Origin of the sequence: Sphingorhabdus sp. Alg239-R122 (genome assembly GCF_900537065.1) — a bacterium.
Taxonomy (GTDB): Bacteria; Pseudomonadota; Alphaproteobacteria; order Sphingomonadales; family Sphingomonadaceae; genus Alg239-R122.
The window spans coordinates 48,408-70,341 of record NZ_UNRC01000002.1 but is presented as its reverse complement, the minus strand read 5'-3'; the positions used below and the strand labels follow the sequence as shown (position 1 = coordinate 70,341).

The following is a 21,934-nucleotide window of genomic DNA, read 5'->3' as shown; positions in this document are numbered from 1 at the left end:
AACACTGCAAGGCTGGACTTGCAGGCCAATCGCTATAAATATGCACGGAAACGGTAAATAGGAGCATTCATGGGCGATAGCGCACCACCACGTTCAGGAACAGATTCAGTCTTACGCGACTTCCTGAGAAGCGAGGCAGCAGGCGGTGTCCTGCTGATGCTTGCGGCTGCGCTTGCAATGATAGTCGCAAACAGCCCGCTTTATGATGCTTATCATCATTTCCTCCATGAAATTGATGGCCCCACTCTTACCAGGAAACTGGGACCAATGACTCCACATTTGTGGATTAACGACGGATTGATGGCTATTTTCTTTCTGCTGGTCGGACTGGAAATCAAACGCGAGTTTATAGATGGCCGCTTGTCGACATGGGAAAGGCGGCGGCTTCCGTTTATCGCTGCGGCTGCAGGCATGCTTGTTCCTGCGCTGATTTACCTGTTCATAACCCGCAATAATCCCGAGCTGGAAAATGGCTGGGCTATCCCTGCCGCGACTGACATCGCCTTTGCCATCGGCGTGCTCGCACTACTGGGCAAACGTGCACCTGCATCGCTCAAGCTTTTTCTTGTCACGGTTGCGATTGTTGATGACATGGGGGCGGTGGCGATTATCGCGATTGCCTATACCGAAACGCTGGCCACCATATGGCTGTTCATGTCGGCCATCGTGCTGGGCGTCATGTATGTGTTCAACAAAAGCGGTGTGCGTTCCATTCCGATATATCTAATAATGGCCGTGGTGCTCTGGTACTGCGTGCTCATGTCAGGCGTGCACGCAACGATAGCGGGCGTACTGGCGGCATTGACCATCCCGCTGGACCGCACACCCGGCGCGCCTGATGCCAAGGACAGCCCGCTGCACATATTGGAACATGCCATTCATCCGTGGAGCGCTTATCTCATCATCCCGGTATTCGGTTTTGCCAATGCGGGCGTATCGCTCGAAGGCATGGGAACGGAACAAATACTCGCGCCGCTGCCTCTTGGCATCGCAGCGGGCCTTTTTCTGGGTAAGCAGCTCGGCATTTTTGGCAGCGTCTGGATCGCGGTCAAAACCGGCTATGCAGACAAGATGGGCGGGGCGAGCTGGACACAGATTTACGGTGTGTCGCTGCTCTGTGGTATCGGCTTTACCATGAGCCTGTTTATTGGCGCGCTCGCCTTTCCGGGCAATGCGCTGCTGATAGATGAAGCCAAGATCGGCGTTCTGCTCGGCTCGGTCCTATCGGCGATAGTCGGCTTCCTCCTGATACGTTTTGCACCCAACGCGGACAAGGAATTGGAAACGGAAACCGGTAAAACAAACACCGCAGAGGCGGCGGAATAATGCGGCTCTGGCCACTGCTTCTCGTTCCAGCTGTGCTGGCGGGGTGTGCGATGCCGGAAAAACAGGCACAGCCTACAGCCCAACCAGCCGAGGTGCGCAAAGCTACATCATCCGAAATGCTGGGCCATCTCGCAAATCGCTATGTCCGGCTCAGCCTGGAAATAGGGGAGCGGGAGCCGGGTTATATCGACGCTTATTACGGCCCCGCCAAGTGGCAGGCAGATGCTGAATCCTCACAGCGGGGCATGATCGAACTTGGCAATGCCGTTACACTGCTCGAAGAGCAGCTTGGCAATATCCCCGTTGAAACGCTGGCCGATGATGAAAAACGGCGGGCGCGCTTCCTGCGTGCGCAGCTCAATGCCGCGCATACGCGGCTTATCATGATGCAGGGTGAAACGCTCAGCTTTCGCGAAGAATCGCTGGGCCTTTTCGGAGCAACGCCTGAATTAAAGCCATTGGCGAGCTATGACGGGATATTGGCCAATATCGAAAAGATGGTACCCGGCGATGGTCCGCTCGATGTACGTGTAACCGAATTTCTTGACCGCTATGTCATTCCAAAACAGCGTCTGAAACCTGTTTTCGAGGCCGCAATTGCCGAATGCCGCGCCCGCACTGCGCGCTATATCAAACTACCCGAAGGCGAAAAATTCACCATGGAGTTTGTCACTGACAAGCCATGGAGCGGTTATAATTATTACCAGGGCGGATATGAAAGCCTGATTCAGATCAACACCGACCTGCCCATCCGTATCAGCCGCGCTGTCGATCTTGGCTGCCATGAAGGCTATCCCGGTCATCATGCACTCAACATGCTACTTGAAGCACGTCAGGCAAAGGCCAAGGGCTGGCAGGAATTTAGTGTATATCCGCTCTATAGTCCGCAAAGCTTGATTGCCGAAGGGTCGGCCAACTATGGTATAGATCTCGCTTTTCCGGGCGATGAACGCCTGAAATTCGAACGCGGTGTGCTCTACCCACTCGCCGGGCTCGACCCCGGCACGGCGCGCGCCTATTTCAACCTGACCAACGCCATGGGCGCGCTATCGGGTGCGCGTTTTACGATAGCGCAACAATATCTTGATGGAGAAATTGACCGCGAAGAGGCTGTGAAACTGATCCGCAAGTATCAGTTGGTTAGCGAAAAACGGGCGCGCCAGTCATTGGATTTCAATGACACCTACCGCAGCTATGTCATCAATTACGGACTTGGTAAGGATATGGTGCGTGCGCACATCGAAGATGCGGGCAGTGACCCATTGTTTCGATGGGCCGCAATGGAACGGATTATCAGCGAACCGACCCTGCCCGCCGATCTCATCAGCGAATAGCCCGAAACCTAGAGTCAGACTTCAGTCCGCGCTGTCTTCTTCCACTTTTCGGTAAGGCACAAATTCACTAAACGCGCAGCTGCCCACGTCTATCCCGATCTGCAAGTCGGTGACTCGTGCAATATCACCGCTGCATAACCTGTTCGTCGTCGCTCTTGTAACCAATGTGTCCCGGGTCACTCCGGGGCAACCGCCATAGGGCTGATTTACATATACGGTGTCGCCAACTTCATAGAGAAGGACATCATCACTGATCGCGGTGAAATTGCGGACACGGCTGCGCTGAATGCATGACACAGGCTCTCCTGCAACACGCCCGGCAAGTTTTTTATCAAGCTTGACCTGCTGCTTTTCGGTTAGCTGTGGTTCTTTTTCACCAGCGGCGTAATCAGCTTGCGCGCACCCGGTAAGCGCCATAGCCGAAGCCATGAGGGAAAGGGGAACAAAGACTTTACGCATAGGTTTTCTCCAGTTTTACCCCCGTAATAATATGACAGTAACAGAAATCGCCATTTTTTACAATCAGGCGGGCTTACCAGCTACCGCTATTCTCCATCGAAGCCCATGGTTCCTGCGGAGGTAAATGCTCCCCCCGTTGCAACAGCTCAATCGAGATATTGTCGGGCGTACGCACAAACGCCATGCGCCCATCATGCGGTGGCCGGTTGATGGTCACGCCCGCATCCATGAGTTTTTGGCAGGTCTCGTAAATATTATCGACGCGGTAAGCGAGATGGCCGAAATTGCGGCCAACATCATATTCTTCCGCATCCCAGTTATAGGTCAACTCAACTTCTGCGGCCTGCCCCGGAGCCGCCAGGAAAACCAGCGTGAATCGCCCTTTTTCGACATCGAAACGCCGGACCTCCTCCACACCGAATAGCTTGAAAAAGGCAATGGTCGCATCAAGGTCACGGACACGGATCATGGTGTGGAGATATTCTGTAGTCATTTTACTCGCTTTGTCGCAGTTCAGAAACGGTTCATCGCAGCAAGCGCATAGCGACGAAAGGATGATGAAGCCAATATGGATGTAATGGGAAGGAGTGGCAAGATGAGTGAAGAAACGCATTTCGAGGACACAGATTCCAGCAAATGGACTGATAGTTTCAACAAAGTGATGCTGGCCAGTGCTGGCCTGCTGACTATTGGCCTGGTGGCGGGTGGATATCTTCTGGGTGACGGTTTGCTGCGGGCACGCGAGGCAGACCGTTCGGTCACGGTCCGCGGTTTGGCCGAACGCGATGTCACGGCCGACCTTGCCACCTGGACCATTGCCTATAGCTCAAAAAGTGCAAACCTTGCCGAAGCACAGGCAGAAATTGACCGCGATACCGATGCGATACGCGGTTTTTTCACAGAATTGGGTTTCAAGGCAGATGCCCTGCAACCCACCGGCGCCAACGTGTCGCAATACAGCAATTATGGCAAAACCACTTACACCATCCGGCAGCGGTTATCGCTGCGCACCACCGATATTGAAAAGGCTCAGGCCGCCGTCGCGCGGCAGTTTGACTTGATCAAGCGCGGTGTGGTGCTCGAAGATGGCTCAGGCATGAGCTACACTTTCACCAAACTTAACGACATCAAGCCGGAAATGGTGGCCGAAGCCACCAGGGATGCCCGCGAATCCGCGCAGCAATTTGCCGAGGATAGCGGCACCGATGTCGGCAGCATCAAAAGCGCAACGCAGGGCTATTTTTCGGTCCAGTCACGCGACGGTGATGGTGGCGGTTACGGTGTAAGCGATACGCCCTATAAAAAGGTGCGCGTGGTTACGACGGTCAACTTCTATCTGGAATAACCGCTCAGTCACGCCGGTGCGGATTCAGCGCACTGCCGCGCGGGGCGCGTTCCATATTCACCGTTTCACCACCGATTGCACCTCCCGTGCCATCACCCATCTGCGCAGCAATGTCCTGCAGTGCGGCGATGCGGTCACCTGTATCGGGATGAGTCGAAAACATCGCCTTGATGCCTGATGGTACGATGTAAAGCTGCGCCGCCGCCGGGTTGCGGGCAATGACCGGGTTCCCGCCCTGCTTCGCCTTGTCGGTTATCTTGGCAAGTGCAGAGGCCAGTGCGAGCGGCTTGCCGCTGATTTCCGCACCGCCACGGTCCGCGCCAAATTCACGTGTACGACTGATCGCCATCTGCACAATCATTGCCGCAAAGGGAGCGACAAGCACTGCCAGCAATCCAGCTATCCCGGCATTGCGTCCACGAAAAAACATGCCGAAATTGGCTAGCATCGAAATCGCGCCGGCAATGGTCGCCACCATTGTCATGATCAGCGTGTCACGGTTTTTCACGTGCGCCAGCTCATGCGCCATCACGCCTTCCACCTCATCACGGCTCAGCATCGATAGCAAACCGGTCGTGGCCGCCACCGCCGCATGTTCGGGATCACGGCCTGTCGCGAAAGCATTGGGCTGCGGCATGTCTATCAGATAGACTTTGGGCATCGGCAGGCCGCCACGCTGTGCAAGATTCTGCACAAGGCCATAATAGTCAGGGTGTGACTGCGCATCGACCTCAACCGCATTGTGCATTTTCAGCACAATTTTATCGGCATTCCAGAATGTGAATAAATTCATGCCCGCCGCGACAATCAGCGCCAATACCGCGCCGCGTGGCCCGCCCAGCGTAAAACCGAGCGCCATAAACAAGGCTGTCAACGCCGCCAGCAGCATAGTGGTTTTCATAAAGTTCATCTGGTTATCCTCATCAGTATTTTCCTGTCCGCGCCTGTTCTCACACTAGAAACATTGCACTTTCTGGTCATATATACCCTATATGGTGTCAGGTTTTTTGTTTTTCAAATATACATGAGGCGGCAATATGGCGGATAATATGAGCGGTAAAATCGGCGAGACCCGACGCGCAACAAAGCGCCCGGCCCATGTAAAGCCGCCTGCACACTGGAAAAATGCACCCGCCCCGGAACCGCAGGCTGAAAAAAATACCAAAAACAGCAGCGAAGGCCGCAACCCTGTGCGCTACGGCGATTGGGAAATAAACGGCGTTGCGATAGACTTTTAGGTCAGCATCCTGGGCTGACATCTTAAACGGACATCCGCGTTTCTGCTACATAACTTCACAATACCTGCCTGTCTTTTTTGTCACATACTCTGATGCGGCCTTGCCTTAGTGTGAGTCTTGGGACGCAAAAAACACAAACACACAGACAGGAGAGAAGTTATGCCTACAATTAGAAACGACCTGAGAAAAGGTGATTACCGCGATGCATTTGATCGCTATCTGGAACCTGGACGATATCGCTATACCTTAACAGCCTCCGGCGGCGGCAAAGTAGCATTCAAAGTACGCGAACACACCCGGCAGGGCGAGGGGAAAAGAATCCGCAAATGGAAAATCCTCATCGAACCCAAAAGCCGTATTTCAGGCGGTTCAGAACTGGATGGTGAATTCCTGGTCCATGAGGACAAGCTGTTCCGCGATTCCGAGCCGGCGGAAACGACACGGACCCAGTTTATTTTCACACGCAAGGCTTTTTCAGCCGGCGTGGATTATGAAATAGACTATGATAAAATAAACTGAGCCATCATGGTTGCGGGGGGGGGCCTGTGCGGTCACTCCCCCCGCAATTTCTTCTGCCGCCGCCGCTGTACAGAGGACCCGAGCCCCATCGCTTCGCGGTATTTGGCAACGGTGCGCCGGGCAATTTCGAATCCGTCAGCCTTGAGCAATTCGACCAGCTTGTCGTCGGACAGAATTTTTTTCGGATCCTCATTGTCGATCAGCGTCTTGATCGCGGCTTTCACCGCTTCGGCCGACACCGCTTCCCCGCCATCAGATGATTGAATGCCGCTGGTGAAAAAATATTTAAGCTCAAACAGGCCGCGCGCGCAGCTTAGATACTTGCGTGAAGTGACCCGGCTGACCGTCGATTCATGCATATCGATAGCTTCGGCCACCTGTCGGAGCGTGAGCGGTTTCAGCTCCGACACGCCTTTGCGGAAAAAGCCTTCCTGTTGCTTTACAATTTCGCTTGCCACCTTGATGATCGTGCGCTGCCGCTGGTCAAGCGCCTTTACGAGCCAACTCGCATCATTCAGGCATTCACTAAGCCACGCTTTCGATGCCTTGTCATGCGCGCCATCCGACATTTCGACATAATATTGCCGGTTAACGAGCAGGCGCGGCAGTGTCGCCGTATTCAATTCAATCGCCCAGCCTTTCCCGCGCGGCACCACAAACAGGTCGGGCACCACGGCCTGTGCGGTTGTGCCTCCATATTTCAGGCCTGGCTTGGGATCATAGCCGCGCAGTTCAGCGATCATGTCCATCAGGTCTTCGTCATCGACCCGGCACATCCGTTTCAGCTGGGGCCAGGCCCCGCGCGCAACCAGGTCAAGATTGTTTATCATCCGCGACATGCACGGGTCATACCGATCGGCATCTTTCGCCTGTATCGCCATACATTCACTGAGGTCCCGCGCGCCGACACCGCACGGTTCCATACCCTGTATCACGTCTAGTGCAGCCTGTGTGTCAGCCAGCGATGTTCCCAGCTGATCTGCGATTTCAGTAATATCCCCGCGTAGATAACCGCTGTCGTCAACATGCCCGATCAGGTGGCGGGCAATGAAGAGCGCATCACCCGATAGCATCTCCCCTGCTTGCGCCTGCAGATGATCCTGCAGTGACAGGTCATCCTGCAGCATATTTTCAAAACCGGTGCCATCCCCGCCCGGACCGCCGCTGCCCATATCCCCGTTCATGCCAAGCGCGCCATCGAGACCGGATGTGGTCAGGCCTGCACCCGCTTCCGCGCCGTCGCTCGCCTTGCTGTCGACCATATCGCTTGGGCAATCATGGTGATAGATATCGGCTTCGGTATTCATATCGAGAGCCGCTTCGCCTTCTGATACCCCGCTTTGCAGCAATTCGTCAGAACCTTTGGGTTCGGGTGGCCCGCCATCTGCTTCCCCATCGACATCGCGGGTTTCACGTGCGCCATCAGCCACATCAAGCAGCGGATTTTTCTCCAGCTCTTCGGCAATATAGGATTCGATTTCCAGATTTGAGAGTGCCAGCAACTTTATCGCCTGCTGCAGTTGCGGCGTCATCACCAATGACTGACTCTGGCGTAAATCAAGGCGGGGGGTCAGTGCCATTATGCGAACTGGTGCCGACTTGCGAGCGAGAGCGAACCAAAAAGGCCTTGAAGTTGAATGCGAACCGGTGCCGCATGTAAACCGGAACGAACCGGAAAAACTTCCATTACGCGGCCCTTACAATGCAAAACCTTCGCCCAAATAAAGCCGCCGCACATTTTCGTCGGCGACCAGATCTTCCGGACTGCCTGCGAACAGCACATGACCATCATAGATAATGCAGGCACGGTCCACGATATCGAGCGTTTCGCGTACATTATGGTCGGTAATCAGCACACCGATATCACGGTCTTTAAGCTGGATCACCAGCTCACGGATATCGGAGATAGAAATGGGGTCAATCCCTGCAAACGGTTCGTCGAGCAGGACAATTGAGGGATTTGCCGCCAGCGCGCGGGCAATTTCACAGCGGCGGCGCTCACCGCCAGATAGGGCCATGGCCGGTGCGCTGCGCAGACGGGTCAAGCCGAACTCATCAAGCAGCTCATCAAGCCGGGCATGCCGGGCATCACGGTCCGGCTCCGCCATTTCGAGCACAGCCATGATGTTCTTTTCAACGCTCAACCCGCGAAAAATGGATGTCTCCTGCGGCAGATAGCCCAATCCAAGCACGGAACGGCGATACATAGGCAGCGCTGTGATGTTCACACCGTCCAGCATGATCCGGCCCGCATCGGGCTTTACCAATCCCATGACAGAATAAAAACAGGTGGTCTTGCCCGCACCATTGGGGCCAAGCAGGCCGACAACCTCTCCATTAGCCACAGAGAGCGATACATCGGACAGGACTTCGCGCTTGTCATAGCTTTTGGCGATGGAAATCACGGCCAGGCCATGATCCAGCGCTGCATCGGTTACCGCATTTTCGGCCGGGTCAATCGTGGCGGCATCGTTCATAAATCCATCCTGAAGCGCGTGTTTCCTTGTTTCATATATAGCTATAGCATGGAGAAAATAATAGGAAACCGGCCAAAAAATGATTTTGGCAGGATTTATGCATGTATATGTAGAAAAAGTCTAAACCTCTGCCGTTGAAAGCTGTCTAGTCCGTACTTTGCGGAACGGAAAAGCTTCCCGAAACACGGCCATTATTGCCTGTCTGGCCGCCGGGAGCAGAGCTTCCCGAACTGCGGCCGTCAATAGTCGACCGGCCCGTGCGTAAATCAATCACAAGACGACCCCCATTAAGTGTGTCGGTGCCGCGGCGCAGTGCCACATTGCCAACAACAGTAATGATGCGGCGGTTAAAATCATACACGGCGACATTGCCGCTAGCGCGTTCATTGCCTTTTGCCACCGTCACGCCGCCCGTGGCGTCGATACGGTCAATTTGCAGGCTGCCCTGATTACGATAAGCCACGGTGGTACGCGCCGCACGCATGTTGAGCCCGCCCTGTTCGATATTGACATTACCACTCAGCACCACCCGGTTTTGCCTGTCCTGCAGCTCAATACGGTCCGCAGCATAGTTGACCGGTGCGTTGCTGTTATGGCTGGTGATGGACTGCGCATTGAGCGCAGCGGCTCCGGCAAATGTCAGTGCGCTTGCAATAACGGCTATCGAAACTGTCTTTTTCATGACCTATTCCTTAGCCGAACTGTATGTAAAATAAAACAGGGCATTAGAATCCCAGCCCTTTTGATCCCGGTTGCATCCTGAGCCTCGCACCACCTTCCAGCACGACGCGGCGCTCATCCAGATCCGCCACCAGTTTATTGGCACGAAATGTGCCGCTCGGCACGCGCCCGGTCACCGCGCCGCGGCTTTCCATACGTTGCCCGTTCAAGTCGACGTCAACATCGCGCGTCACAAGTCCATAACCACCCGCCGATTCAAATTCGATCGGGCCGGTGATTTCCACAGTTTCGGCATCCATATTATAGGAGCCTTCATCAGCCCGCAGCTCGGCAGGCCCCGTGTCCAGAGCGATGCGTGCCAGCAGGTCTTCCATTTCCACCACCGGCAAGGCCGAACTGCGCTGCACAGCGGAACCCGCCTTTAATGAAAAGGCGCGGCCTTTATTGTCCGATCCGCGATATTCAGCCTCGTTGACGCGCAGGCGTTCCTTGGCGATTTCCACACTATCCTTGTCGAGCAGGAAGCTGACTTCACCTTTGTTGGTCAATGGCGCCAGGATCAGGAAAGCCGCCAGCGCGCCAATGGCCGATGGGAGAATCACCCGCCATATCTTCACCCATGTGTCACGCGCACTGCCGGGGGCAGCAACAGCATGCCTGCGCGTGCGCATCCGTTCGGCCTTGGCGCTCATAAATCGATCATCCTGGTGACCGGCACCGGATTGGCGCCGTCTTGCTTCACATCTATATATTAACTGTGCGCGAAAATATCAATTTCCGGCCAGCCCATCAGGTCAAGCTCAGCGCGGCGCGGCAGAAAATCAAAACAGGCCTGCGCCATTTCCATCCGCCCTTCCCGCTTGAGCCGGGTGACAAATTCCTCACGCAGTTCATGCAGGAAACGCACATCGCTTGCCGCATAATCGCGCTGCGCATCACTCAACTCCGGTCCGCCCCAGTCGCTGGACTGCTGCTGCTTGGAAATATCCTTGCCCAGCAATTCTTTCACCAGTTCTTTCAGGCCGTGCCGGTCAGTATAAGTGCGCACCAGCCGTGAAGCGATCTTGGTACAAAATACCGGCGCTGCAGTGACGTTCAGATAATGATCGATCGCCGCCAGGTCGAACCGGCCGAAATGATAGAGCTTCACCCGGTCCGGGTCCGCGAGTATCACCCGCAAGTTGGGAGCAGCATAGTCACTGTCTGGTCCAAAGCGCACCAGATGCTCGTCGCCGCTACCATCGCTAATCTGCACCACACACAACCGGTCGCGCGGCGTGATAAGTCCCATTGTTTCTGTATCGACGGCGACATCGCCAGGCCCCAGGGCATCTGCTGGCAAATCTTCTTCATGGAAATGGACGGTCATATTTGGCTTTCCGGTCTATTCAGGCCATGGATTTGGCCACAGGGTTTGTCTGGCAAGGCGACAAATTCATAACGGGTTTCTCATGGCCCAGCCGCGATTATCTTGCAAGAGCATTGCGCCGCGCCGTATATCTTCACACAAAAGCATATGTCATGAACGAGTCACAAAATTTCTCTAACAGCACGCTATCAGGTAACCAAATGGGCTGAAATGGTACATTTTTGCCACATATTGGTGCCGTATGACGTGGATTCTATTCGCAAAGGCAGGTTTTTTGGTTTATAGATTCGCCCATCTGGCGGTCTTGGCAGTTGCCGGAAGAGGAAAAGAAAGCCGCATCCGCATTGAAACAGCGGATACCCGGCTGTCTTTTTAAATTATACGGAGAGCGGAAATTCGTCCATTCCGCAATCCGCACTGAAAATATTACGGACGATGCGAAAGTGAATTTTAAGGCATGGGTTTTGACAGAGGCCGGCGTGGTAAGGGCCGGGACAAGCGCGACCAATTTGGTGATGAGAATTTCGACGGATATCAAGGCAGCGGTGGCCGGTTTGATGGCGGCGGATATAATAATAATTCCAACGATCGTTTCGGCGGTAGCGGCGGATTTAACAGCGGCGATAGCGCACCACGCAGCGGTTTTGCCGGTGGCGGCGCACGTGGCGGCATGCCAGCGCAGGTCGTTGGCGAAGGCAAGGGCGTCGTAAAATTTTTCAACGCGCAGAAAGGCTTTGGCTTTATTCAGCGTGAGGATGGCGGTGAAGATGTATTCGTGCATATCAGCTCTGTCGAGAAAGCAGGACTAAGCGGTCTGGCCGAAGGTCAGGGCCTGGAATTCACACTGGTTGATCGCGGTGGCAAGGTGTCGGCAAGCGATCTGCAGATTGACGGTGAGGTGATCGAAGCACCGCAGCGCGCAGAACCACCCCGGCGGGAACTGACCGGTGAACGCACCAGCGGAACGGTGAAATTCTTCAATAGCATGAAGGGCTTTGGTTTTATCACGCGCGACGATGGTGAGGCCGACGCATTTGTCCATATCAGTGCCGTCGAACGCTCTGGCATGTCGGGGCTGGATGAAGGCGATCAGGTTGAATTTGATGTTGAGGTTGATCGCCGCGGCAAATATTCCGCAGTCAACCTGTCCCCCAAAGCGGGCTAGGCAGTTTCATATTTCAAACATTAAGGGCGGCGCATCATTGGATACGCCGCCCTTTTCATATGGGATATAGCCTTATTTCAATGTTTCGCGCAGGAACCATGCGCGCTGCTCCGCCTGATCAGTCCAGTCGTCGATCAGACCATCCGTTGCATTATCGCCAGCCGCCTCGGCCAGCTCCTTGGTATCCTTAAGCGCTTTCACAAAAGCCATATTGTCATTACGCAGCTCTTCAAGCATCACTTTGGCATCAATGTCTTCACTGTCATTATCAGACACGGACTGTTTCGCAGCCACCGATCCGATTGATGTCAGCGTGCGATAGCCTATTTTGCGCACACGCTCAGCAATAACATCGGTAATGCCGATGATTTCAGCGGCATGCTCATCAAGCAGCAAGTGGTAATCGCGAAAATTAGGTCCCGCCACATGCCAATGAAAATTCTTTGTCTTGAAATAGAGCGCAAAGCTATCAGCCAGCAGGCCATTAAGTGAGTCCGCCAGTGCTTTTGCGGCATTATTTCCATTATCGTTTGACATAAATATCCTCCTGTCTGTCAAATCCATCTATATGCCTTATCAACGCGGCAGTGGCGGATTTGTGCCATCACACCTCATGGAGTTTTTCGACCAGAGAAATTGATGAAATCAATTAGACTGAATCTATCATCTGGCAGGTTCGTGTAAGCGGCCACTACAATCACAATGCGCATAGCGCTTGACATTGCGCCGCATTTCTCGCATTGCGCGTCACGTGTTTTGCGGCCCGATTCACAAATAATCGCCTGGCCGCTTTATTTTTTGGATTTTTGGCCGTTTTCTGCCGGGTCGCTGCCCAGCACGAACGCGTCATGCGAGTAAATTGAACGAAGGACATAAGACATGGCGAAACCAGCCAATGTAAAAATCAAACTGGTCAGCACCGCAGATACGGGCTTTTTCTATGTGACGAAAAAGAACCCCCGCAACCTGACCGAAAAGCTTGTGTTCCGCAAATATGACCCGGTTGCGCGCAAGCATGTTGAGTTCAAGGAAGCCAAGATCAAGTAATCTTGCGTTTTCGCTCCGCCATGAAATGCGGAGAATGAACACAGACACATATGTATCAGATATGATCAAATGGACGCTTGCTGACATCATAGTTCAGCAGGCGTTCAATCGATTCCGGGTATTGAGATAAGCCACTGAATTGGAGAATTATATGCTGATAAAGCGCCCTTTCCTGCTTACTGCGCTGGCCATAACGGCTCTGACACCGTTGGCGGCAACCCTGCCAGCCATACCGGTGGCCGCACAATCCACCACTGCCGATCTGGACCGTGTCAGCCGCCATCTCAAAACGGTAACCACGCTGACAGCCAATTTTACACAAACCGACCGCACCAATCAGACTGTTAGCGGGAAACTGACCTGGAAACAGCCAGGCAGAATCCGTTTTCAGTACCAGAAAGATGTGCCCCTGCTGATTGTCAGCGATGGCAAGGCACTGACCCTGATTGATTATGAGGTGAACCAGGTGCAGCGCTGGCCGATCAGGAACAGTCCGCTAGGCGCCTTGCTGGACCCCGACCGTGACCTTGCCAAATATGGCAAAGTGGTCCCCACTGATAATCCCAATGTACTGAGCGTTCGGGTGAAAGACCCCAAACGTCCTGAATATGGCGTCATCACACTCATCTTCACGCGCAAGGCATCTGCCCCTGGTGGTATTGAGTTGTCCGGATGGGTTGCACTCGATTCGCAAAACAAGCGCACGACGATTCGCCTGTCGAATCACAAATATGGCGCTGCAGTGTCGAACAGTGCCTTCAAATGGAAAGATCCACGGCGCAAGGGTGGACCGCGTCGCTAAACAAACTTAGTGCACATGCATTCTTTCTGTCGTTCCTGAACAATATTCCTGCAAGACCGGGCATTATCCCGACAGAATGCCCCTTTCAGTCGGCAAAATGCCAAAATTTGTAAAATGTGTTCAGTTAAATGACAGGAAAGCGGGCGTATAACCAAACTTGTAAGGAAGCGAACCGGGTTTCCCCCCTGTTGTCCGGTTTATAAAGCCTCTCCTTATATATAGCGTGACGAACGCAACAGAACCCTCGTTCCAAATGCCCCCGGAGCGAGGGTTTTTTGTTATCTGCCTTACCTTGGGGCTTGGGTTTGGCGCGAAGCGCGGCTAGAGCAGTGCCATGACTGCAAACATCAAGATCGTGACCTGGAATATAAATAGCGTGCGCTTTCGCATTGAAACCGTGCAACGCTTCCTGAAAGAAGAAAAACCGGATATTCTGTGTTTGCAGGAAACCAAGGTTGCTGACGACAAATTTCCCGAGGGGGCGTTTCGTCAACTGGGTTATAACCATCAGGCACTTAACGGACAGCCGATGCATCATGGTGTGGCTACACTCAGCCGTATACCACTGCATAATATCACGCGAAATGACTGGCAGGCCAATGGCGAGGCACGCCATGTCGGCGTCGAAATAAAAGGCGCAAGCGGCAAATCGGTGCGGCTGGAAAATGTCTATATTCCCGCAGGCGGCGAAGTGGCAGACCGGGAAGTGAACCCGAAATTCGGCCAGAAAATGGACTTTTACGGGCGCATGATCGAATGGGCCAAAGAACTGAAAGACCCCACTATATTGTTGGGCGACTTCAACATTGCCCCGCTGGAATGCGATGTGTGGAGCCATAAGCAGCTTATCAATACAGTCAGCCATACACAGATTGAAATCGACCGGTTGTACGAACTGCGCGATGCACACGGCTGGATCGATGTTGGCCGCAAATTCATTCCGGCGCCAGAGCGACTGTATAGCTGGTGGAGCTACCGTGCACGCGATTGGGCCAAATCAGACAAAGGCCGCCGGCTCGACCATATCTGGGTCTCGCCCGAATTGGAAAACAATGTGCTGGGCCACAAGGTTCTGGAACCGGTCCGCGGGTGGACGAAACCATCCGACCACGCGCCACTTGTCAGCGAGTTTGCGCTCTAATGTCGGCACCGCGTCGCACCGCGCAGGCGATTGATGCGCTGCGGCATGGCTGGGCTATATCTGTTGCCGGTAGCGATGATATTTTGCACCTGCTCCCTGTTGAGACCGCGCTGTCGGCTCCGGGCAGTCAGCGGCTGCTGATCTCTGCCGCACGTGCCGATACGCTCAAACTCACCAACCAGGCCGCAGCCGCGAGTGGCCCGGATGCACCCGTATGCATGTCGGTTACAGGTGGCCTTTCAGGGGACCTTGCCCGCGCAATAGCAGACCCCGTGCTTGATATGCGCCACCCTATGAAGGGGCCGTTTGTGGCAGAGACGCCCTGTGACAGTTCCGCTGCCGTTGCCGCGCTCGACCTGGCGCGCAGAGCGGGAATTTTGCCCGCTTTCTACATATTGAATGCGGCGGATGAAGATACGCTGACATTGAACGCCGCAGACATTGCCGACTATGCGGATCCTGTACACCTGCAGATTGCAAGCCATGCCGCATTACCGGTAGAGGCGCATGAAAATGCGCAAATCATTGCTTTTCGCAGCACCAACGACCTGCGCGAACATGTTGCACTGATTATTGGCACCCGCGATGAAAGCACGCCGCTGGTGCGGCTACATAGCGAATGCCTTACCGGTGATATACTGGGGTCGCTCAAATGCGACTGCGGACCGCAACTGCATGAAGCCATGGCTGAAATGACAGATACCGGCTGGGGTATTTTGCTCTATCTGCGGCAGGAAGGCCGCGGCATTGGCCTCATCAACAAATTGCGCGCCTATGCGCTGCAGGATCAGGGCTTTGATACTGTCGATGCCAATAACCGTCTCGGTCTGCCGACCGAAGCACGTGATTTTGCGATCGCCGCTGAGATGCTGAAACTGCTGCATGTAGACACTATCAACCTGCTCACCAACAATCCGGAAAAAGTAGAGTCGCTGCGCACGCACGGCGTTGACGTTGCCGAGCGCAAGCCGCTGAAAATCAACGCCAATCGCCACAATGCCCGTTATCTGAACACCAAGAAGACACGCACCGGGCATCAGCTATGAATGCGGCAGGCAGTATCGTGCCAGAGGGTATTGTGAAAGTGGATACGGCCGCAGGCATGCTATCACTCGGCGACCTCGCTGTACCATGCGCCATAGGGCGCGGCGGCACATGTATGGCGAATGCCAAACAGGAAGGCGATGGCTGCACGCCGCTGGGAAGCTGGCCAATACGCGCCGCAATGTTCCGGCATGGACGCAGTGCACCGCCGCAGGGCATTACACTGCCCTGGCGCTGGATATTGCCCAGCGATGGCTGGTCCGATGCACCGGAAGATGCAGCCTATAACCGGCCCGTGCGGCTGCCCCATGCTTTCAGCGCGGAAACCCTGCAGCGCGGCGATATGCTGTATGACATCATCATAGTGCTGGATCATAATATGTCGCCGCCCGTGCCGGGCATGGGCAGCGCGATATTCTTTCATCTGTGGAATGAGGAAAAGCCGCCACAAGAGCGTACAACCGAAGGCTGCGTAGCGATATCGCGCGACGATATGATGCGGATATTGCCAGCATTGGAGCCGGGCATGGCGATGAAAATTAGCTAGGGGAAATTATCTAGGCGGTCTCGCGGATTTTTTCTGCGGTTTCAGCAAGATCGTCAGGCAGATCGCTGGCCGCCTCGACCAACTTTTTCTCCAGTGTTCTCAGCCGCGCCTTGCTTTCTATTTTCGCACCCAGAAGATCGGTGACGTAAAAGGTATCGACTGCACGCTCGCCATAGGTGGAAATATGCGCGCTGTGCACAATCAGTTTCAGGTCAAACAAAGTGCGCGCCAACCTGCTCAACAAGGCGGGGCGATCATGGGCATTGACCTCTATCACCGTGAAGCGGTTGGACGCCTCATTATCGATGATCGCCATGGGGGAAATATGGAATGCTTCCGAGCGCGGATGCGCCAGCGGCCGTGCATCCAGTTTCTCGACCAGCAGATGCCGATTGGCGAGTGCATCAGTAATTGCCACTTTGAGCCGCTCTATCTGATCGGCTTCATTGAAGGGCCGTCCTTGCGGGTCCTGCACCAGGAAATTGTCGAGCGCCATGCCCCTTTTGGTGGTGTGAATGCGCGCATCGATAATATTGCCGCCGGCAAGGTGGATGCCGCCAGCAATACGGTAAAACAAACCCGGATGATCGGCGGCATAGACAGTCACCAGCGTCGCGCCGCGCGCTTCGTAAAACTCGGCTTCAATCGACAGTTCGGTATCGCCGACCCCGCGCATGTGCCGGATATTGCGCGCGATGATATCCTCCGGCTCAGCAATCCAGTATGGGTCTGTCAGCTGCCGCGCCAGTTTGGCAAAAACAGTTTTCGGCAGATCGGTCATCGCCGCCACATCAGCTTTTTTCGCAGCAATTTTCTCTTTGCGGCCATGTTCCTTATGCCCCAGCCGCAGCACTTCTTCGGTCGCTTCAAACAATGTGCGCAGCAATTGCCGCTTCCAGCTGTTCCACACACCCGGCCCCACAGCACGGATGTCAACAATGGTGAGTACAAGCAGCAGTTTGAGCCGTTCGGGACTTTTCACCTGTGCTGCAAAATCGGCTATTGTCTTATAATCGGCAAGATCGCGCTTGAATGCGGTCGCCGACATCAAAAGATGGTTGCGCACCAGCCATGCGGCCAGCTCAGTCTCTGCCTGGCTAAGACCCAGGCGTGGACAAAGTTTCATCGCCACCTCCGCCCCCAATATACTGTGATCTCCCTTTCGGCCCTTGGCAATATCGTGCAGCAATGTGGCCACATAAAGCACCCGGCGCGATGCCAGTTTCTTCAGGATTGCATGACTGAGTGGATGATCGTCCTCCAGCCTGCCTGCTTCTATTTTTGACAGCAGGCCAATGGCACGAATGGTATGCTCATCGACCGTATAGTGGTGGTACATGTCGAACTGCATCTGCGCGACTACACGGCCAAAATCAGGCACAAAGCGCCCGAATATCCCCGCTTCGTTCATCCAGCGCAACACGATTTCAGGGTCGCGCGGACTGGTCAGCACATGCATGAACATCTTGTTTGCCTCTGCATCATTACGCAGTTCTGAATCAATCAATTTGGCATCACGCCCCGCCAACCGCATTGCCGCCGGATGGATTTCCAGTTCATACCTGTCGGCCAGCTGGAACATCTGCATCAACCGCAACGGCTCCTTGGCAAAGAAATCATCGCCCGGTACGCTGAGACGTCCGCGATCAAGTTTGAACCCTTTCAGCTTGCGCGGCCGCCGTGTGATGCTGGGCAGGAAACGTCGGCCACGCGCCGCAAACTTCTCATCCAGCTGCGCCAGGAAAACCCCGGTCAGGTCACCCACTTTTTTCGCATTCAGGAAATAATATTGCATGAACCGTTCGACCGCCGACTTGCCGGGACGATCGGCAAACTGCATGCGTGTCGCCACCTCACGCTGCAGATCAAAAGTCAGGCGGTCCTCAGCGCGGCCGGTAATCATGTGCAAATGGCTACGCACCGCGAGCAGGAAATTTTCAGCACGGCGAAAGCCGCGATATTCAGTGGTTGTGAGTAACCCAGCCTCAACAAGATCCGCGGCCACACGGACGTCATGCACATATTTGCCAATCCAGTAGAGTGTCTGCAGATCACGCAGCCCGCCTTTGCCGTCCTTCACATTGGGTTCGACAACATAGCGGCTGTCGCCCATACGCATGTGGCGGGCATCGCGCTCGGCCAGCTTCTGGGCCACGAAATCGCGGGCGGTGCCGCTCACCACCTCCTTCTGGAACCGCTCGGCTGCTTCGGCATAGATATCTTCATCGCCCCAGACATAGCGCCCTTCAAGCAGCGCCGTACGAATGGTTACGTCAGCTTTGGCCATGCGCACCATTTCATCGAGCGAACGGCTGCTATGTCCGACCTTCAGGCCCAGATCCCAAAGGAAATAAAGCATCGCCTCGACCACCTGTTCGGGCCAGCTTTTCTTTTTCATCGGTGTCAGAAACGCGATATCAACATCACTATGTGGTGCCATTTCAGCACGGCCATATCCGCCCACCGCCATAATAGTGAGCCGCTGCGCGGCGCTGCGATTGCCGGGCGGATACTGGTATCTGACGATATAGTCATGAATGATGCGTACCAGCTGATCGACCAGGAAAGCCTGCGCCCGGTTGCATTCATAGCCAGCAGACGGCTTCGCCATCAGCCGCGAGGCAATTTCCGTGCGCCCTTGCTCAAGTGCGGCGCGCAGTTTTTCGAGCACGACGGGACGGCTTTGCATGCCATCCGCATCCGCCGCCATTCGTATTTCGCTCCATAGGGCGCGCCGGTCAATAATGTCGCGCTGACGCGGAATCCTCATCATATGACCGGCATGTCCCTATGCTCACCCTTCCGCCGCAGCGACGGCCTGATATTTCTTGCGCAGGCCAACCTTGTCGATTTTCGCCGTGCCCAGCTTTGGCAGCGGATTATCAGTCTGCCAGTACCGGCAGGGCACTTTGAAAGCCGCCAGTTTTTCCGACAGGAAAGCTGCCATGTCCGCATCGCTTACCTGCGCGCCGCTCTTGGTATAGAATACTGCGCCCGGCACTTCGCCAAAACGCTCATCAGGAAGACCAAACACGCTCGCTTCTGATACTTCAGGATGTTCATACAGCGCCGCTTCCACCTCAACACAGCTAATATTCTCACCGCCGCGGATGATGATATCCTTCTTGCGGTCGACAATATAAAGATAATCATCCGCATCGAGATAGCCGAGATCACCGGTGCGGAAATACATGTCGTCGGTGATCGCCTCCCTGGTCGCCGCATCATTTTCCCAATAGCCCAGGAAATTACAGACCGAACGGATGCACACTTCGCCCACCTCACCTTGTGGCAGCGGCTTTCCGTCGTCATCCAGTATGGCAAGGTCCACCAGCGGCCGCGAAGCCGTACCCGTGCTGTTCGGTTTAGCCAGATAGTTTTCGTTGAAATTACCGCAGCCAACAGCGTTGGTTTCCGTGAGGCCATAGCCCAGCAGCGGGAAGGCCCAATCCATTTCCTTTTTGATTTTCTTCACATGCTCAACAGGGCGCGGTGCGCCGCCTGCGGCAAAGGCTGTGCATGTCGTCAGGTCATATTTACCGCGATCGGGATGCGTCGCCATTTCGAAACTCATCAAGGGCACGCCCACAAAATAGGTGACTTTTTCCTTCTCGATAAGCCGCATTGCCTCTTCGGCATCCCATTTCGGCATCAGCACCAGCTTGCGGCCAATGCCGATGCTTTGCAACAACACAGGGATTTCAGCAGTCACATGGAAAAGCGGTACATTGAGCAATGTCGCTGGCTGGCTTGTCGGCGCTTCGCCTTTCATGGTCAGCAGCTGCAGCGCCATCATCGTCTGCGAAATATAGTTGAACACACCCTGCACAACGCCGCGATGGTCGCTATAGGCGCCCTTGGACTGACCGGTTGATCCCGATGTGAACAGGATTGTCGCCAGATCATCAGGGCCAATTTCGGGCAGGGCAGCATCGGCAGTCCCGCGCGTCAGCACATTTTTCAGCCCTTCATCGGGCTGGCAGTCATGATCGAACAGGATAATTTCCGCGCCGCCTATATCCTCACCGTCCAGCCGGGCCGCGCGCTGCGGGTCCGCCAGTACCAGTTTGCATCCAACGCTGTTAATACCTGCGGCCAATTCCGCGCCCTGCCACCAGCCGTTGAGCAGTGACGACACGCCGCCCGCCATCAAAATCGCCATATGCGCAACAATCCAGTTTGCCGAATTACGCGCAGCAATACCGATTCGATCCCCTTTTTCGACACCGCAGCCTGATGCCAGTGCCTTGGCCACCCGGTCAGCCGCCATATAGACCTCACCAAAGGTCAGGCGTAAATCACCATCAACCAGAAATTCCTTGTCCTTGTTATCGCCGAGACAGAAATGCGCGAAATAGTGCGGCAGTGCGGGGGGTGCAGCCGCTAGCATCGGCATTTTCGCGCCGCCGCGCTCCACATCAACAGTGGTCAGCGGCGCGCCTTCGGCTGTCAATGCATCCATAACCTGGTCCAGCATTACATCGAGCTCTGTCGGCATATTTTATCTCTCCTATTGGTCTTCTCGTTTTCCCCTACTATGGAGAGTAAAACCTATGGAGAAAAGAGTTGATACTAACATTATTGTCATCCGCGGGTGAATTTACGCAATTTTCTGACCTTGGACTGTCTCCTGACATATTCACAATCGGTGGATTCAGCCTGAAATGGTATTCCATGGCATATCTCGCCGGGATTCTCATCGGCTACTGGTATCTGACCAAGCTGATTGCCCAGCCCGGCGCGCCCATGGCGCAGCGGCACGCCGATGATTTCATACTTTATGCGACTCTTGGCATCATAGTGGGCGGCAGGCTTGGCTATATCTTTTTCTACCAACCGGAAATTCTGCAAAATCCGGTCGATATTCTCAAGCTATGGGAAGGCGGCATGTCGCTGCACGGCGGCACATTGGGTGTGATCCTCGCCATATGGTTCATGGCGCGGCGCAACAGCCTTAGCTTCCTGCGCATCTGCGACTATATTGCCTGCGTGATCCCGTTTGGGCTTTTCTTTGGCCGCCTTGCCAATTTCGTCAATGGCGAGCTGTGGGGCCGTGTCACGGATGTGCCTTGGGCGATTATTTTCGACACAACTGGCGGCGGTGCACAGCCGCGCCACCCCAGCCAGCTTTACGAAGCGGGGCTTGAAGGCCTGCTGATGTTTGCCATCATGGCTTTCCTGTTCTGGAAAACAGGCGCGCGCTATAAGCCGGGCCTGCTGTTCGGTACGGCGGCACTCATCTATGGCTTCAGCCGGTTTTTCGTCGAATATTTCCGCCAGCCTGATGCGCACCTTACCGAATTTGCACAAAATACGGGATTGAGCATGGGGCAGTGGCTCACTGTTCCGATGATCCTGATCGGGCTTGTGCTCGTTTTCACCGCGCTGCGCCGCACACCTGCCAGCAAGGATATGGTCACCGGATAATGCTCGCTCCCAG

At 54.7% G+C, this 21,934-nt stretch carries 23 protein-coding genes; 12 read left to right on the top strand and 11 right to left on the bottom strand.

The genetic code is table 11. The features are described 5' to 3' along the window. The first annotated feature begins 69 nt into the window (after nt 1-69). Both nhaA and G6Q15_RS02285 read left to right on the top strand, forming a co-directional pair. Nucleotides 70-1,326, top strand: a complete 1,257-nt coding sequence (nhaA, locus tag G6Q15_RS02290) for a Na+/H+ antiporter NhaA (protein WP_164115255.1) — start codon at nt 70-72, stop codon at nt 1,324-1,326. Next, nucleotides 1,326-2,660 carry a hypothetical protein gene (locus G6Q15_RS02285; RefSeq protein ID WP_164115253.1) on the top strand — a complete coding sequence of 445 codons (1,335 nt, stop codon included), beginning with the start codon at nt 1,326-1,328 and terminating at the stop codon, nt 2,658-2,660. Before nhaA ends, G6Q15_RS02285 begins: the two co-directional genes overlap by 1 nt. A 21-nt stretch (nt 2,661-2,681) precedes the next feature. Here G6Q15_RS02285 and G6Q15_RS02280 read toward each other — a convergent pair whose 3' ends face one another. Both G6Q15_RS02280 and G6Q15_RS02275 read right to left on the bottom strand, forming a co-directional pair. After that, a complete protein-coding gene (locus G6Q15_RS02280) occupies nt 2,682-3,119 on the bottom strand; it encodes a hypothetical protein (RefSeq protein WP_164115251.1) in 438 nt (145 codons plus the stop codon). A 73-nt stretch (nt 3,120-3,192) separates the two neighbouring features. Beyond that, complete coding sequence (locus G6Q15_RS02275) at nt 3,193-3,612, bottom strand: VOC family protein (protein WP_164115250.1); 420 nt, start codon at nt 3,610-3,612, stop codon at nt 3,193-3,195. A gap of 168 nt (nt 3,613-3,780) precedes the next feature. On the opposite strand from G6Q15_RS02275, the gene G6Q15_RS02270 reads away from it, so the two are divergent. Continuing rightward, entirely contained in the window at nt 3,781-4,464 is a 684-nt protein-coding gene (locus G6Q15_RS02270) for an SIMPL domain-containing protein (protein WP_240330734.1), read from the top strand. A 4-nt stretch (nt 4,465-4,468) separates the two neighbouring features. Here G6Q15_RS02270 and G6Q15_RS02265 read toward each other — a convergent pair whose 3' ends face one another. After that, nucleotides 4,469-5,374 (bottom strand): M48 family metalloprotease, encoded by a 906-nt coding sequence (locus G6Q15_RS02265; RefSeq protein WP_164115245.1) that lies wholly within the window; start codon nt 5,372-5,374, stop codon nt 4,469-4,471. Between the two features lie 127 nt (nt 5,375-5,501). Here G6Q15_RS02265 and G6Q15_RS02260 point away from each other — a divergent pair, with 127 nt between their 5' ends. Both G6Q15_RS02260 and G6Q15_RS02255 read left to right on the top strand, forming a co-directional pair. Further along, nucleotides 5,502-5,702 (top strand): DUF1674 domain-containing protein, encoded by a 201-nt coding sequence (locus G6Q15_RS02260; RefSeq protein WP_240330706.1) that lies wholly within the window; start codon nt 5,502-5,504, stop codon nt 5,700-5,702. Between the two features lie 159 nt (nt 5,703-5,861). Beyond that, entirely contained in the window at nt 5,862-6,221 is a 360-nt protein-coding gene (locus tag G6Q15_RS02255; protein ID WP_164115243.1) for a hypothetical protein, read from the top strand. Between the two features lie 32 nt (nt 6,222-6,253). Here G6Q15_RS02255 and rpoN read toward each other — a convergent pair whose 3' ends face one another. The 5 genes from rpoN to G6Q15_RS02230 form a co-directional block, all read right to left on the bottom strand. Then, on the bottom strand, nt 6,254-7,801 hold the full coding sequence (gene rpoN / locus G6Q15_RS02250; protein ID WP_164115241.1) for an RNA polymerase factor sigma-54: 1,548 nt from the start codon (nt 7,799-7,801) through the stop codon (nt 6,254-6,256). Between the two features lie 117 nt (nt 7,802-7,918). Further along, a complete protein-coding gene (gene lptB, locus G6Q15_RS02245) occupies nt 7,919-8,698 on the bottom strand; it encodes an LPS export ABC transporter ATP-binding protein (RefSeq protein ID WP_164115239.1) in 780 nt (259 codons plus the stop codon). A gap of 145 nt (nt 8,699-8,843) precedes the next feature. Then, complete coding sequence (locus tag G6Q15_RS02240; RefSeq protein ID WP_164115237.1) at nt 8,844-9,380, bottom strand: LptA/OstA family protein; 537 nt, start codon at nt 9,378-9,380, stop codon at nt 8,844-8,846. A gap of 43 nt (nt 9,381-9,423) precedes the next feature. Then, nucleotides 9,424-10,071, bottom strand: coding sequence for an LPS export ABC transporter periplasmic protein LptC (gene lptC, locus G6Q15_RS02235; protein ID WP_164115234.1), 648 nt, complete (start codon nt 10,069-10,071; stop codon nt 9,424-9,426). Nucleotides 10,072-10,130: 59 nt separating this feature from the next. Next, nucleotides 10,131-10,748, bottom strand: coding sequence for a ribonuclease D (locus G6Q15_RS02230; protein WP_164115232.1), 618 nt, complete (start codon nt 10,746-10,748; stop codon nt 10,131-10,133). Nucleotides 10,749-11,205: 457 nt separating this feature from the next. Between G6Q15_RS02230 and G6Q15_RS12270 the strand changes: the two genes are divergently transcribed. Further along, nucleotides 11,206-11,913: a cold-shock protein gene (locus G6Q15_RS12270; RefSeq protein WP_164115229.1), complete on the top strand. Its 708-nt coding sequence runs from the start codon at nt 11,206-11,208 to the stop codon at nt 11,911-11,913. A 72-nt stretch (nt 11,914-11,985) separates the two neighbouring features. On the opposite strand, the gene G6Q15_RS02220 is transcribed toward G6Q15_RS12270, so the two are convergent. Continuing rightward, on the bottom strand, nt 11,986-12,450 hold the full coding sequence (locus tag G6Q15_RS02220; protein WP_164115227.1) for a DNA starvation/stationary phase protection protein: 465 nt from the start codon (nt 12,448-12,450) through the stop codon (nt 11,986-11,988). 342 nt (nt 12,451-12,792) lie between these two features. On the opposite strand from G6Q15_RS02220, the gene rpmG reads away from it, so the two are divergent. The 5 genes from rpmG to G6Q15_RS02195 all read left to right on the top strand — a co-directional run bounded on the left by rpmG (nt 12,793) and on the right by G6Q15_RS02195 (nt 16,494). After that, nucleotides 12,793-12,960, top strand: a complete 168-nt coding sequence (rpmG, locus tag G6Q15_RS02215) for a 50S ribosomal protein L33 (protein WP_164115225.1) — start codon at nt 12,793-12,795, stop codon at nt 12,958-12,960. Nucleotides 12,961-13,111: 151 nt separating this feature from the next. After that, nucleotides 13,112-13,762 (top strand): outer membrane lipoprotein carrier protein LolA, encoded by a 651-nt coding sequence (locus G6Q15_RS02210; protein WP_164115223.1) that lies wholly within the window; start codon nt 13,112-13,114, stop codon nt 13,760-13,762. 334 nt (nt 13,763-14,096) lie between these two features. After that, nucleotides 14,097-14,903, top strand: coding sequence for an exodeoxyribonuclease III (locus tag G6Q15_RS02205; protein ID WP_164115222.1), 807 nt, complete (start codon nt 14,097-14,099; stop codon nt 14,901-14,903). Continuing rightward, complete coding sequence (gene ribA, locus G6Q15_RS02200) at nt 14,903-15,949, top strand: GTP cyclohydrolase II (RefSeq protein WP_164115219.1); 1,047 nt, start codon at nt 14,903-14,905, stop codon at nt 15,947-15,949. The genes G6Q15_RS02205 and ribA overlap by 1 nt, the downstream gene beginning before the upstream one ends. Further along, the gene (locus G6Q15_RS02195; protein ID WP_164115217.1) at nt 15,946-16,494 is read left to right on the top strand and encodes a L,D-transpeptidase family protein; all 549 of its coding nucleotides are present in this window, start codon (nt 15,946-15,948) and stop codon (nt 16,492-16,494) included. Before ribA ends, G6Q15_RS02195 begins: the two co-directional genes overlap by 4 nt. A gap of 10 nt (nt 16,495-16,504) precedes the next feature. Here the strand turns inward: G6Q15_RS02195 and G6Q15_RS02190 are convergent, their stop codons facing one another. Next, entirely contained in the window at nt 16,505-19,267 is a 2,763-nt protein-coding gene (locus G6Q15_RS02190; RefSeq protein WP_164115215.1) for a [protein-PII] uridylyltransferase, read from the bottom strand. 21 nt (nt 19,268-19,288) lie between these two features. Further along, entirely contained in the window at nt 19,289-20,992 is a 1,704-nt protein-coding gene (locus G6Q15_RS02185; protein ID WP_164115214.1) for a class I adenylate-forming enzyme family protein, read from the bottom strand. A gap of 68 nt (nt 20,993-21,060) precedes the next feature. On the opposite strand from G6Q15_RS02185, the gene lgt reads away from it, so the two are divergent. Further along, nucleotides 21,061-21,921 carry a prolipoprotein diacylglyceryl transferase gene (gene lgt, locus G6Q15_RS02180; protein WP_164115212.1) on the top strand — a complete coding sequence of 287 codons (861 nt, stop codon included), beginning with the start codon at nt 21,061-21,063 and terminating at the stop codon, nt 21,919-21,921. The last annotated feature ends 13 nt before the right edge of the window (nt 21,922-21,934 follow it).

Coding starts and splice junctions, on each gene's coding strand:
- rpmG (WP_164115225.1), top strand. CDS start 12,793: ATGGCGAAACCAGCCAATGTAAAAATCAAACTGGTCAGCACCGCAGAT.
- G6Q15_RS02230 (WP_164115232.1), bottom strand. CDS start 10,748: ATGACCGTCCATTTCCATGAAGAAGATTTGCCAGCAGATGCCCTGGGG.
- G6Q15_RS02190 (WP_164115215.1), bottom strand. CDS start 19,267: ATGATGAGGATTCCGCGTCAGCGCGACATTATTGACCGGCGCGCCCTA.
- G6Q15_RS02280 (WP_164115251.1), bottom strand. CDS start 3,119: ATGCGTAAAGTCTTTGTTCCCCTTTCCCTCATGGCTTCGGCTATGGCG.
- G6Q15_RS02240 (WP_164115237.1), bottom strand. CDS start 9,380: ATGAAAAAGACAGTTTCGATAGCCGTTATTGCAAGCGCACTGACATTT.
- G6Q15_RS02275 (WP_164115250.1), bottom strand. CDS start 3,612: ATGACTACAGAATATCTCCACACCATGATCCGTGTCCGTGACCTTGAT.
- G6Q15_RS02255 (WP_164115243.1), top strand. CDS start 5,862: ATGCCTACAATTAGAAACGACCTGAGAAAAGGTGATTACCGCGATGCA.
- G6Q15_RS02285 (WP_164115253.1), top strand. CDS start 1,326: ATGCGGCTCTGGCCACTGCTTCTCGTTCCAGCTGTGCTGGCGGGGTGT.
- lptC (WP_164115234.1), bottom strand. CDS start 10,071: ATGAGCGCCAAGGCCGAACGGATGCGCACGCGCAGGCATGCTGTTGCT.
- G6Q15_RS02220 (WP_164115227.1), bottom strand. CDS start 12,450: ATGTCAAACGATAATGGAAATAATGCCGCAAAAGCACTGGCGGACTCA.
- G6Q15_RS02195 (WP_164115217.1), top strand. CDS start 15,946: ATGAATGCGGCAGGCAGTATCGTGCCAGAGGGTATTGTGAAAGTGGAT.
- G6Q15_RS02265 (WP_164115245.1), bottom strand. CDS start 5,374: ATGAACTTTATGAAAACCACTATGCTGCTGGCGGCGTTGACAGCCTTG.
- ribA (WP_164115219.1), top strand. CDS start 14,903: ATGTCGGCACCGCGTCGCACCGCGCAGGCGATTGATGCGCTGCGGCAT.
- G6Q15_RS02185 (WP_164115214.1), bottom strand. CDS start 20,992: ATGCCGACAGAGCTCGATGTAATGCTGGACCAGGTTATGGATGCATTG.
- nhaA (WP_164115255.1), top strand. CDS start 70: ATGGGCGATAGCGCACCACCACGTTCAGGAACAGATTCAGTCTTACGC.
- lptB (WP_164115239.1), bottom strand. CDS start 8,698: ATGAACGATGCCGCCACGATTGACCCGGCCGAAAATGCGGTAACCGAT.
- G6Q15_RS02270 (WP_240330734.1), top strand. CDS start 3,781: ATGCTGGCCAGTGCTGGCCTGCTGACTATTGGCCTGGTGGCGGGTGGA.
- G6Q15_RS02205 (WP_164115222.1), top strand. CDS start 14,097: ATGACTGCAAACATCAAGATCGTGACCTGGAATATAAATAGCGTGCGC.
- G6Q15_RS02210 (WP_164115223.1), top strand. CDS start 13,112: ATGCTGATAAAGCGCCCTTTCCTGCTTACTGCGCTGGCCATAACGGCT.
- G6Q15_RS12270 (WP_164115229.1), top strand. CDS start 11,206: ATGGGTTTTGACAGAGGCCGGCGTGGTAAGGGCCGGGACAAGCGCGAC.
- G6Q15_RS02260 (WP_240330706.1), top strand. CDS start 5,502: ATGGCGGATAATATGAGCGGTAAAATCGGCGAGACCCGACGCGCAACA.
- rpoN (WP_164115241.1), bottom strand. CDS start 7,801: ATGGCACTGACCCCCCGCCTTGATTTACGCCAGAGTCAGTCATTGGTG.